Annotated in this window: 6 protein-coding genes and 1 pseudogene; all 7 read right to left on the bottom strand. The window is 29.8% G+C overall.

The window, feature by feature from the left end; translation table 11 throughout:
- The 7 genes and pseudogenes from MKD41_RS00880 to MKD41_RS00850 all read right to left on the bottom strand — a co-directional run bounded on the left by MKD41_RS00880 (position 1) and on the right by MKD41_RS00850 (position 12,947).
- Positions 1 to 1,380, bottom strand: coding sequence for a sulfatase (locus MKD41_RS00880; protein ID WP_240243563.1), 1,380 nt, complete (start codon positions 1,378 to 1,380; stop codon positions 1 to 3).
- A 437-nt stretch (positions 1,381 to 1,817) separates the two neighbouring features.
- Positions 1,818 to 2,573: pseudogene (locus MKD41_RS00875) on the bottom strand (sialate O-acetylesterase); the annotation flags it as partial.
- Positions 2,574 to 2,688: 115 nt separating this feature from the next.
- Positions 2,689 to 4,089, bottom strand: coding sequence for a sulfatase (locus MKD41_RS00870; RefSeq protein WP_240243562.1), 1,401 nt, complete (start codon positions 4,087 to 4,089; stop codon positions 2,689 to 2,691).
- 151 nt (positions 4,090 to 4,240) lie between these two features.
- Positions 4,241 to 7,495 carry a glycoside hydrolase family 2 TIM barrel-domain containing protein gene (locus MKD41_RS00865; RefSeq protein WP_240243561.1) on the bottom strand — a complete coding sequence of 1,085 codons (3,255 nt, stop codon included), beginning with the start codon at positions 7,493 to 7,495 and terminating at the stop codon, positions 4,241 to 4,243.
- A gap of 240 nt (positions 7,496 to 7,735) precedes the next feature.
- A complete protein-coding gene (locus tag MKD41_RS00860) occupies positions 7,736 to 10,378 on the bottom strand; it encodes a hypothetical protein (RefSeq protein ID WP_240243560.1) in 2,643 nt (880 codons plus the stop codon).
- 61 nt (positions 10,379 to 10,439) lie between these two features.
- On the bottom strand, positions 10,440 to 11,981 hold the full coding sequence (locus MKD41_RS00855) for a sulfatase family protein (RefSeq protein WP_240243559.1): 1,542 nt from the start codon (positions 11,979 to 11,981) through the stop codon (positions 10,440 to 10,442).
- Positions 11,982 to 12,014: 33 nt separating this feature from the next.
- Positions 12,015 to 12,947, bottom strand: coding sequence for a hypothetical protein (locus tag MKD41_RS00850; RefSeq protein ID WP_240243558.1), 933 nt, complete (start codon positions 12,945 to 12,947; stop codon positions 12,015 to 12,017).
- Positions 12,948 to 13,024 lie beyond the last annotated feature (77 nt).

The raw sequence follows: 13,024 nt of genomic DNA, 5'->3' as shown, positions 1-13,024 counted from the left end.
TTAGTACACTGGAACAGCTTCTTTTTCCCAATTAGCAATAGCAATTTTTAATGTTTCTTCAATTTCTAAACCTTTTCCTATTAAATCATTCTTTTCACTTATATCTTTAGTAACATTAAATAATTGAAATTTACCACTATGATATTTAATCAGTTTCCAATCTCCATCAATTACAGCTGCATACTGATCTTCATAACTTCTAAAGAAAAATAACTTACGACTTTCAAATTTTTGTTCTTTAATAATTGGCATTAAACTTTTTCCTTGAATTCCATCTCCATCAAACTTTCTACCTGAAGCTATCTCCATTATAGTTGGATATAAATCAATAGATTGCACTGGAATTTCAGTTACACTTTTAGGCTTAGTAACACCTGGATAATATACTATAAAAGGAACACGAGCTCCACCTTCACCTAAAGTATTACCTCCTTTTTTTCCACCACTTAAAGGAGCATTAGAATACGCACCTCCTTGGTCTGAAATTAAAATAATTACAGTATTGTCTGCAATTCCCTTTTCTTCTAAAGCTTTTCTAACTTTACCTACTGATTTGTCTAATGTTTCAACCATTGCCCCATGATGTGCATACTTCCCTTCCATTCCTTTATCTTGGTATTTTTTTAATAATTCTTTTTTACCAATTGAAGGACCGTGTACTGTATAATACCAAAAAGACAACATAAAAGGATCTTGTTTATCGTAATTCTTAATAAAATCTGTGGCCTTATTAGTAAGCACTTCAGTTAAATAATCTCCTTCTTTCAATCCTGATTTTAAGAATCCTTTTGGATCATCTTCTTGCTTAAAAAATGGGTAATAATAATTTTTAGGATGTCCTGCATTAGTGGTTCCGTATACTTCATCAAAACCTTGCTTATCTGGAAAATGAGCTTGGTGACCTAAATGCCATTTTCCAATAAACGCGTTATAATATCCATATTCTTTTAAACGCTCTGCATAGGTTACCTCTTCTAAAGGCAAATAATTTATTGAAGGCATTTGAACAGGATCTTTTGGCCATAAATTATATTTTTCTACTTCTGGATTACCTGAAATATGACGTGGCATCTCCATTCTAACAGACTCTTTACCTGTTAATATTGCAGCTCTACTAGGGCTACAAGTTGGTGTAGGAATGTAAGCTCTATTAAAATCTAATCCGTCACTTTTTAATTGATCTATATTTGGTGTTTCAAAAAGCGGATTTCTATAACCAACATCTGCCCAACCCCAATCATCTACAAATAACAAAACAATATTTGGTTTTTTATTTTCTTTATTAGTTGAAACTTGTTTTTCCCCCTGTCCTTTACAAGTTATAAATAGCATTGCTACAAAAGCTACAAATGCGGTTAAAATTGTTTTTTTTGAAATCATAAGTTATCTGTATTATTTTATTAAATATGTTATAACATTTTCAACATCGTAAAAGTCCTTCTATATTTTAATAAATATGTTTCTATTAGTTTAGAAAATGTATTTGACTGTAAATTTATTAGTAAACACCTTTAAATTATAGTAAAAAACTACCTAATGATATTTAAAATTTATCTTTAAGAAATATTATATAAACTGTGCACATGACAGTGTAAACTACAAGCTTTTTTAAACATTCGTAAACGAATTAAGATAAAATAAGAAATGGAATAATTACATTTGAAGTTCTTTTTTCTACTTTATAACTTCTTTGTAATACACTAGAAGCCAAACCTAATTTAGTGCTGTCAATAATATTAACTGAGAAATTTCTAAAAACAAACAACTCTTATTGCTGCGGGTGATTACAAAAAATTTAAATAAGTAAAAAAATAACGCTATATATTTAAAGTAATAATTTTATTTGCAAAAGCAGTTCCTAAACGTTTTTGACCTTCGGTATTGTAATGTAAATTATCGGAATGTTTTGGAAAATCATTCCAGTTTTTATCTGTTGAAGTCTTAACAATCTCAATGGTATCATCTGAATTCGAAACTTGTTCCATAGCATCTCTAACCATAGCTGGGCCTTCTTTAAATTTTCTTGGTAGTGGGTTTACCTGACCAATTACAAATGGTAAATTTTCTATATTTAGATGGCTTCTGTACCCTTTTATTAAATTTTGAAGATTTTCTTTGTAGCTTAAAGCTGTAATTTCTTTGTTGGTATCGCTTTCACCTTGCATCCAAACCAAACCTAAAATCTTATATGATTTACCTTCTAAAATCAACCTTTTTAAGTTATTATCAATTAATTGTAAATGAGCTTGAAATAATTGTTGTTGTTTTCTAGAACCACGTTCTGCAAAATCAGCTTTTTCTTCAATCCAATTTGCGCTCCAAGCACCATATAATGATGTTCCTCCAACAGCCTTTTTTATTAATAAATATTCTTGATTTGGATTTGCTTCAGCCAATGTTAAGCCTATAAATATTTCTGGACCAAAATGCTTATTAAAATCGTATTTTTCAGATTCTATAGTATAATATGAAAGTGGTTTTGGTGCTATTTTAGGATTGTCCGAAGTACTTAACAACACTCTATCTGCTACTTTTTCAATTCTTGCTTTTACTGAATTATCTAAAATTTCATAATTTCCATGACCGCCATATTACTTTGCCCTGCTAATAAAACAACATAAACATCTTTATTTTGTGAAAAACTATAAGGGTGATAAGTACTAAAAATATTAAATATTTCATTAGTTACTATTTTAATTTTTTCTTCAATATTTTTCTAAAACGTTGAAGTATCACTTCATTTGCTTTATCATTCGCAATATTTGTCCATTCATTTGGATCAATGGTATGGTTATATAATTCTTCAAAACCATCTGGATAAACCGTATATCTATAGTGTTCACTTCTTAAAGAATGCATCTCTACTGCTTTAGAAGTCAGTGCTACTTCATTCCATTTGTTATTTGGATTATTTAGTAATGTTTTAATACTTTTACCATCTAAATCATCTTTAGCTGGTAACCCACATAAATCAATTAAAGTAGGGTAAACATCTATTAAAGATACAATTTTAGTACTTACACCAGATTCTTTATTTCTTGGATCAAAAATTAATAATGGAGTTTTGGCTGCTCGTTCCCAGAGTACATTTTTAGACCAATGTTCTTTTTCTCCTAAATGCCAACCGTGATCTCCCATTAAAACAACAATTGTATTTGTTGCGTAAGGACTTTTATTTAATGAATTTAATAACTCTCCTATACAAGCATCTGCAAAAGAAATATTTGCTAAATAGGCTCTAACAGCTTCTTTCCATTTATTAGTATCTAAAACAGCCTTATGAACACCTTTTTTCACCATATTATTCCCCATTCTACCAACATCTGCTAAATCATTTTCTAAAACTTCTGGCAATTGAATTTCATCTAAATTATAAAGATCAAAATATTTTTTTGGAGCATACCACGGTAAATGAGGTTTAAAAATACCACAAGCTACAAAAAATGGCTTTTCATGTTCTTGATTTATATAATCTGCACAAAACTCAGCTGATTTCCAATCGTTATTTTCTTCATCTGTTGTATCAGTGCCATACCAATCAAAAGATCTTAAAAACGATCCTTTTACGCCATATTCTTTTAAATTTAAGCCATGTGAATGTCTATCTTTAGCATCTGGATATACCGTACCAGCATTTCCAATACGTTCTACTTGAAATGACCCTGGATCACTTCCATGTTTTGGTTCTTCTTTACCCCCTCTAGCATTATGAAATATTTTACCTGCAGCAGCTGTACTATAACCATTTTGTTCAAAGTATTGTGGTAAAGTAATCGTATTTTCAAAACCTTCCATTTCTCTAAAAACTTCATTATTCCCATAAACCCCTGTTGTTGAAGGATTGTAACCTGTTAACATGCTTGTTCTTGAAGGGTTACACAATGCTGCTGAACAATAAGAATTTTTAAAAACAATACTCTTTTCGGCTAATTTATCAATATTAGGTGTAATTGCTTGTTGATTTCCTTCAAACGCTCCCACCCAATCATTCATATCATCTACCATGATTAATAATACATTTGGTTTTTCTTGTGCTAAACCAACAAAAACATTCACTAATAAAATCAGTACAATTAAATATTTTTTCATTATTACCTTTTTACAATTATAATACCAAATAACACTATATCTTTTAAATAAAATGTAGTTCATAGTTTCAAATATGTCACTATAAATAAAAATCTACTGATATCTTAAATTTATCTATTAAAATATAAACCGTGTTATATTGATACTAAAATTATAAGTTACTAATTATAAATTCAAAAGTATAGTTTCCTGAATGAATTATAAACTGAGGTAAAGTTTCAGATAAAGTTCCATTAACACTCATTTGAATTAAATCTAAATTTAAGGTATAAAAGCCTTGTTTTTCTAAATCAAATGGATGTTTTGCTTTTACAATATTATCTGCTGAATATGGCCAAATAGAGAATCCAAATTCTGGAGAACCTTTAATAGACAATCCTGTTTTAGCTTTGTTTGAAGTAGCTAATTTTAACCATCTCACATCGCTTCTATTTGCATTTTCTTGTGGAAATATATAGTTATAAAACAAATCGTCTGTTTTAAAAGTAAACTCATCAACTTCAGCACCTCTTTTTCTATCAATATAATTTTCCCAAGGACCTTTTCCATAAAATGTAGTATTTTTATACTTATTAGGAACTCCCATTGTTATACCATATCTAACAAGACCTGGTAAAGATTCCTTAGCATCCATATCCATTTTCACCACAATACGTCCATCACTTAAAAATCTATAACTAATTTCTAATTTAACTTCATTATTAAATTCTTTTTTAACAATAACTAGCATTTCATTAGTATTGTTTGCAGAACTTTTAACAGATGTAGTTTTTAATTTTTCATCTAAAAACTCCCAATATTTTCTTGATTCTTTAAACATTTTACTACTAGCACCTCTTAAATCATTATCTATAGGTGGTCTAAAAAAGTTTGGCTTTAAAGGCGAAATTATTTGTTCGGTTCCATTTGAAATAAAAGAGATTAATTCTCCTGTAGTTTTAGAAACTTTTGCTGAGAACTGTTTTCCTTTAACTATAATCTCATTATTTGTTTCTGTTGAAGTAATTACAGCTTTTGATGTAGAGACGTATTCATTAGAAAACGTTCTAGCTTTCAATAAAATTTGATCTTTAGCTACCTCATAACCTTTTGAAGCCCAAAAACGATCCGTTTTTTCGTGAACGCTAACTTTTATCCAATATTCTGCATTGTCTTTAAAACGCACTTTTTTAAATGGAATATTTAAAGTTGTAGTAGTTGCTGCTTTTACATCTACATTATCTAAAATACCAGCTTGTAATTCTTTACCGTTTTCAGAAAGTGACCATCTAACTTCATAAGCATTTAAATTAGTAACGTTTAAATGATTTATTGCTGAAATTTCCCCATTTTTCACATCAACATCTTCAAAATTAAATGGTTGAAAAATATATTTACATTCCCACGCATGTGGATTCGGTTTTCTATCTGGTGAAAAAACACCATTAATACAGAAATTTTTATCATTTGGAACATCGTCAAAATCACCACCGTATGCATAATATTTTTCACCTTTATCGTTTGTTGTTTCTAAACCTTGATCTATCATATCCCAAATAAAACCACCAATAAGGTTGGGTTTAGAATTAATTAAATCCCAATATTCACCAAGACCTCCTATTGAATTTCCCATTGCGTGCGCATACTCGCACATAATAATTGGTCTTTCTATATGTTTACTTTCAGACATTGCTTTTAATTGATAAATTTCAGGATACATTCTGCTCAATACATCAACATAATCTGGGTCATCTGGATTTGCATGTGCAGGACCTCTAAATATTTTTTGCCCTTCTTCTCCTTCTTTATAATCTGGATCAGTAGGATCTCCTTGAGCACCTTCATAATGAATAAAGCGAGACGGGTCGTAATCTCTAATCCAACCAGCTGCCGCAGCAAAAGCTGGACCCGACCCAGCTTCATTACCCATAGACCAAGAAATAATACTTGGGTTGTTTTTGTCTCTATCAACCATTCGCATAATTCTACTTAAAATAGGTATTGTTAAACTTGGTTGTTGCGGAGCATAACTACCTAAATGATGCGTTTCAATATTAGCTTCATCCATTACATACAGTCCATATTTATCACATAACTCATAAAAATAAGGATCGTTAGGATAATGAGAAGTACGCACTGCATTAAAATTAAATTGTTTTAATAATTTTATATCAGCTTCTAAATCTTCTCTAGTTAATGCTTTTCCTTTTGTTGGACTGTGATCGTGACGATTTACTCCCTTAATTTTTACAGGTTTACCATTTATTAATAGTTCATTTTTATCGCTAAAAGCAACTTTTCTAAATCCTATTTTCTGAGTTCTAGATTCAACTACATTTCCATTTGGGTCAGTAACGTCAATTACTAAAGTATATAAATATGGATTTTCTGAAGACCATTTATTAGGATTTTTAATATTCGCTTCTAAAAAAGCAAATTTTGTAATATCGCGTTGTGGCCAACGTTCAAAATGAATAGCTTCTATTGAAGCAGACATTGGTTTTTCTAATACTTTTTCATTATTTGCATTATATAATTCCGCATTTAATTTCCAACCTTTTAATTTTTCTTCATCTCCTTTTACCCAAACAATTGGTCTAATTTCTAGTTTTGCATCTTTTAAATCAGTATCAAATTTAGTTCTAACAAAAAAATCGTTTAACGCAATTTTTGGTTGAGCTAAAAGCATTACATCTCTATGAATACCACTTAAACGCCACATATCTTGATCTTCTAAATAACTTCCGTCACTCCATCTAAAAACTTGCACAGCTACTCTATTTTTTCCTTCAGAAATATATTCAGTAATATCAAATTCAGCAGCCAATCTACTTCCTTGGCTATACCCTACTTTTTCACCATTTACCCATACATAAAAAGCAGAAGAAACTCCTCCAAAATGAAGAATTATTGATTGATTATTCCAATCTTCTGGAATTGTAAAATCTCTATAATAACTTCCTACAGGATTGTCTCTATATTTTTCTACATATGGAAATTGTGGAGGATGTGGTCCCATATAATTAAAATTTCTAGTTCCTCCATTAAAAATATCTGGTGTAAAAGGGTATATTATATTCGAGTAGATTGGTTGTCCAAACCCTTCTACCTCCCAGTTTGAAGGCACAGGAATATCTTTCCAATCTTTTGAATTTCCATTAAAATCTTTTGCAATAAAATCTTGAGGTCTATCAGAAGATTTTCCCACGTAGTTAAATTTCCAAGTACCGTTTAAGGATTTCATTCTAGAGATATTTCTATCTCCGTTTAAAGCGTCTTGATGATTTTTGAATGAATACGTTGGAACACGCGATCGCATTTTGTTTTGTTCGAACATTAATTCGTTTTCCCAATCGTTTTGTTGTGCAACTGACGAAAAAAACACAAAAACAAGTAGCACACTAAAGACTAATTTTGATATTTTCATTATATTATGTGATATTAAATTTTTAAAGAATTTACTATATTCTTTCTTCATTTTATTATAATCTGCTCTTTACAAAATAAGCATTTTGTTCTATTTTGCAATTAGTTAAATTTACCTTTATTTCAGTATATATTACCTTTACCGTTAAATTTAATTTGTTTTAATATCTCTATAAAATAAATATCGAGGACCTTTCAAAAAAATCCTCGATATAAATATTATCAATAAATCAATTAAATACTAATAGGCAATATCTAAAAACCGCATTGAACCAGCCGGAACTTTTACTCTCATTAAATTATTCTTCACTTCTAAATCTTCGTTACTTAAAATGTCTACAACAGATTTAGGTTTATTATTTTGAAATGTAACAGTTACTACTCTTTCTTTAGGCGAAATATACCCAGGATCTACTATAATTAATCGTGAATGATTTTTATCTAATTTAATAACTGACCACGAAGCTCCTTTAACTATAATAGGCAAGGTTTTCTCTCCTTTTTCAACAGTTGCTTTTATAACTTCACCAAATTGATTTGCAGGAATTTCAGCTTCCCCGTCAAACCCAACTTTAGCATTAGAAACAACATAAGAAATATTCTTTTTTTGCAAATTTTCTTTAGATTCTATTGGTGCTACAGGAACCATACCGTATGGCATTTCTGGCATATAATTTAACCATCTGTATTTTACACCTAAAGCAGCATTTGAGAAATCATATTCTGGAATACTTGCACCAGCCCAATGCATTTGACTTAAAGAAAACACTGCATTTACATCATCTGAATTGTATTGTTTTAAATTATGATGATTGTCTACTGAATGAATCAATTTTTCATCTACATTTTTTATTAAATGCCAGGTACCGATTGATTGAATATTTTCTGGCTCTACAATTGGAAGCACTCCAGATTTCATTAAAGCAAATAACACATTAAGACCTGGTTCTTCAGTAAAATTATTATCTACAATTACTCCATAACGTGCACCGTAAGCCGCCATAATTACACCTTGTCTTAAATATGGAGAAATAGAATTTTGACCTCCTGGAGTTAAAGGTCTCCAGCTTGTAGGATTATCATCTACCAAACGCATAGCATAATCATTAACATAACCTCCTGAATGCATTCCTACTCTTCCAACTAAATTTAAATCTTGCGTTCTATTGCTTGTATCTTCTGAAGCTGGCACTAAAATATCGCTATATTTTCCCGAAAAAAACATATCTTTCCAAAGTGGTAAATGCGAAGTTGCTGCCCAAAACATATTTTTATATCTAAAATATAATTTTGCTCTGTTATTTTTTCGAATGGCTTTTGCCAAACGAGGCATATATTCATTTACAAAATATTTAACTCTAGGATCTTCAACATCTGCCATTTCAGCATATACAAAACCATAACAAGTATTTGGAGCCACTTCTAAAATTTGCTCCAATGTTTCAATTTGAATATAAAAAGGATCATTTCCATGTCCTGCCCAAAAAGTAAAAGGTTGCCCTTGTTTTTCGTAATCTTTAGCCATTTCAACAATATCTTCCCTAGAATCTAAATATTTACCACGTTTATCTTTTTTTAAAGCAACGTCTCCCATAACTTCAACCAAATGAGAACGGTCTGTACTTTCCTTTGGTGCTTTTTGAATTACAAATTTTATATCTTGTCCTTTCAGCTTTTCTACTTGAGGGTCAATTTCTTTAGAAGTAATCATTACCCAATCCTTCTTCGATTTTTTTTGATAACTAGGAGGTGTAAATTTTAAAGTTTGTTGATATAGTGTATTTAAATTCTCTTCAACCTCTAACATTCTACCTTCTTTTTCAAAAGAGGTTTCCCACCATTTTTTGTCATTTAAATTATAAAAATATAAGGCATTACCACCGTCAACTTCACCTGAGGCAATTAATTTATTTGATGTAGATTCAAAAGTGAAATCGTTAAAAACCATACTTCCATATCTTTTTCCTGCTTGTTGAAGTAAATTTCCTTCAGCATCCAACACAAATAAAATACCTCCATGTTTAAAAACTATTTCCTTACTATTTGGCAAATAAGTTCCTTGTGAATGTCCATAACGTTGTATTTCTTTTCTGGTAGCTTTAAACTGAGCTAATACATTAAATTCTGAATCTAACGCCATCATAAACGGCGTAAAGGAAATGTCTGCAAAAAACAACACATCATCCTTATTATCGTTATTTATATCAGCAATTGAAATATCCGTAACCATTGCTTTTCTCAAATCTTTCAACTGTTTTTCTTTAATTGAAACACTTTTTATTATTTCTTTTGTTTCAGGATTTAAAAACCCCATAAACTCCCAACGAAATTTATCGTGATTGTAGGTCATAACAAACAATGATTGCTTATTAGCTTCTATAAAATTTCCTGCTTCAATTTTTCTAAAAACTCCTTCAACCTTAGTTGTTGAAACTAATTTTCCATCTGCATTTAATTCGTATAAATTATAATCATTTCCACCTGCAAAAATTTGTATTTTTCCATTATTTACAACAGCTACTTCATTAAAACGAATTTTGTGGTTTGAAGTGAATTTCCAAAGTAATTTACCTGTACTACCATAACAATAAATAGTCCCATCTCCACTAGCGGCAATTACATCTTCATTTTCATCACCATTAACATCTGCTGCAACAATTTCAAATAAAACTGCTGGTGTTTGTGTTGGAATAGTCCAACGTTTTTCTCCATTCATTGTATAGGAAGATAAACCTCCTTCCAATTCTGAAATATACAATACGGTTTTATTATTAACGTTTGCTGTTATAGTACTTCTAATGGCACTTCCATCAATAGAAAAGCTTTGTGCAAAACTTGAAATTGAAATAAGCAATACTATAAAAAAACTATTTATTTTATTCATTTTAGAATCTTAAGTGTTTGTAACAAATTGAGTAAGTCAAATACTATTCCGAAAATTAGAATTATTCTTCTGTTTTAAATTGATCGTACTCTGGATTAATTTTTGCATTTTTAAAACGTGGGCGATCTTTCCACATATCATATGTTGCTTTTAATTGAGCTGAAGCTTCTGGATATTGCCCTTGATCATCAGTTTCTTTAATCCAATTTTCTAAATATTCTCTATGTTCTTTCAATACCTCTGCATATTCAGGGTTGCCAGCTAAATTATTCATTTGATCTGGATCTTCATTTAAATCATAAAATTCTTCAGTAGGTCTTACGCCAAACCAGTGTTTATCTTGATATGGAGTTAACTTTCCTTCTTCGTGTAGTTTCTTTAAATCTTTTACAATAGGTTTATTATCTCTATAACCAGCTTGCATCATAGGTCTTTCAGGAAAATAATTTCTGATATATCTGTACTTTTCTGAGACTACAGTTCTAATTCTATCTATAGTATAATCGCATCTATCTCTAGCTCCAACTACATATTTAGGAGCTTTATAATCTGAAGCAAACAAATCTTGTCCGTCTAAATAATCAGGCATTTTTGCTCCTCCCATTGCTAAGGTTGTTGCTGATACATCTAGTAAAGAAACTAAATCATTTCTAACAAGTCCAGCTTTTAATTCTGGGTGATTTCCTTTAATCATTAAAGGTACTAACATTCCTCCTTCATAACAAAATTGCTTATGACGTAATGATGAAGGACTTCCGTGGTCTGAAAAGAAAAATATAATTGTATTTTCTAATTCACCATCTTCTTCTAATTGTTTTAATATCTTTTCTACAGTAACATCAGATCCTCTATTGGCATTATAATGTTCTGTCCAAGCTTTGCGTTGTGATGGAATATTTGGAAAATATGGAGGTAATGGAACATCGTTAATTGCCAATTCTTCACCTTCACGTACATATTTTGCATCTTTTTTCCCTCCCATTATTTGAACCTGACCAAACCACGGTTGGTTTTTATCTGTGCGAGAATTCCATACGTAATCTTTTACCGTCATATAATCAATAGCAAAATTACCTTGCCATCCATTCATTCCTGCAACATAATCTTCTTTAGTTCCAACATCATACATAGCCCTTCTATCATAATGAAAATTGTAATCATCTTTACCACTATTAAATGTAAAATAGCCAGCTTCTTTCATTAATTCTGGAATTGTTTTCATTCCTTCTGGTAACTTAATTTGTAAATTTTCTGGAACCACTTCTCCATTAGTAAATCTATTAGATCTATGGTTGTGTGTCCCTGTTGTAGTTTGCATTTTACCAGTTATAAAAGCAGACCTTGCAGCAGAACATACTGGTGCAGTGGAATAAGCTCTTTTAAACAAAACTCCTTCAGAAGCCAACTCATCTATTACTGGCGTATGACCTTTATTTATTGTATCTCCATAACACCCCATAAAAGGTGATAAATCCTCTGCTATTATCCATAAAATATTTGGTTTTTTAGTTTCTACTATCTTGCTTTCTGTTTTAGGTGCACAAGAAAAAAATAGACTAACAAAAAGGGCTACTACAAAAAATTTTAAATAATTAATTTTCATTTTTATTTTATTTAAATACTGTTATTTATTCTGTTACAATTCATTTTTATATTGTTTTTGAAATTCATTCAGGATAATAATTTCATCCTTATTAAGTTTCTGTTCTTTTAAAAACCAGTAAACATTTCTTCCTATAATAAAATCTTGTTTAAGTAAAGGAAATACATTTTGTTTCACTTTTTTTGAATTTGAATTTTTAATTCTCATTAATTTTAAAAATAATGATACTTCTTGAAATGAATTTAAACCAGAAGCTTCATTGCTCAATTCATCTAAATAACTTTTAGAAATCTCCTTTTTAGTATTTAATAAAGAATTTAAAACCAATATTTTCTGTAAATTAGTTCCCTTCTTAATTAACCTTAATGAAGCTGATAAATATATATTTTTTGAAGCATTCTCTAAATAGTTAATTGAAGCTTTTGTTAAAGTAGGATTTTTTATAGTTTCTTTAATTACAGTTTCTGTTACATCTTTTTTATAGAAATTAGTAGCTACTAATTGTTCTATTGAAAATAATTTTAATTTTACATCATCATCTTTTAAAAAAGACTTAAAATCTTTTGATTTACAAGATAAACCTGTGATATTTCTAATTATTGATTGAATATCTCCATGTGTCCAATGCCATAAAGTATAACAAGTTAAGGCTGCTCCTTTAACCGTATCTTCTTCATTTAAATCTAATGCCGTTGCACCTGAAACTGCATCAACTTCATTATGACTTTCGTCAGTTACTTTTAAAATTTCATCTACTTGCACACTTTTAAAAGGTGAATTTTCATTTAATAAAATAGCATGTAATTTTATATAATCTTCTTTTTCAAATAAATCTGCTTCATATTTTTCTAAAGTAGCACCTTCATTCAATTCATATTTTAAGTATTGCCCCAAATTATTCCAATAAACCCTTACAGGTATTACTTTACATACATTTTCTAAACAAATTACAGATTTTACATCCATATAAAATTCTATAGACAGTCCTTTATTATTTTGAATTTCAATTAATTGAACTTGCGCTATATTATCTATCCCTTTTC

Origin of the sequence: Lutibacter sp. A64 (assembly GCF_022429565.1) — a bacterium.
In the GTDB taxonomy this organism is placed as follows: Bacteria; Bacteroidota; Bacteroidia; order Flavobacteriales; family Flavobacteriaceae; genus Lutibacter.
Note: the sequence above shows the minus strand (reverse complement) of the source record. Positions and strands in the feature narration are given on the sequence as shown.

Bases quoted from the DNA above. Each gene is read 5' to 3' on its own strand.
- MKD41_RS00880 (WP_240243563.1), bottom strand. From the start codon at position 1,380: ATGATTTCAAAAAAAACAATTTTAACCGCATTTGTAGCTTTTGTAGCA.
- MKD41_RS00870 (WP_240243562.1), bottom strand. From the start codon at position 4,089: ATGAAAAAATATTTAATTGTACTGATTTTATTAGTGAATGTTTTTGTT.
- MKD41_RS00865 (WP_240243561.1), bottom strand. From the start codon at position 7,495: ATGAAAATATCAAAATTAGTCTTTAGTGTGCTACTTGTTTTTGTGTTT.
- MKD41_RS00860 (WP_240243560.1), bottom strand. From the start codon at position 10,378: ATGAATAAAATAAATAGTTTTTTTATAGTATTGCTTATTTCAATTTCA.
- MKD41_RS00855 (WP_240243559.1), bottom strand. From the start codon at position 11,981: ATGAAAATTAATTATTTAAAATTTTTTGTAGTAGCCCTTTTTGTTAGT.
- MKD41_RS00850 (WP_240243558.1), bottom strand. From the start codon at position 12,947: ATGGATGTAAAATCTGTAATTTGTTTAGAAAATGTATGTAAAGTAATA.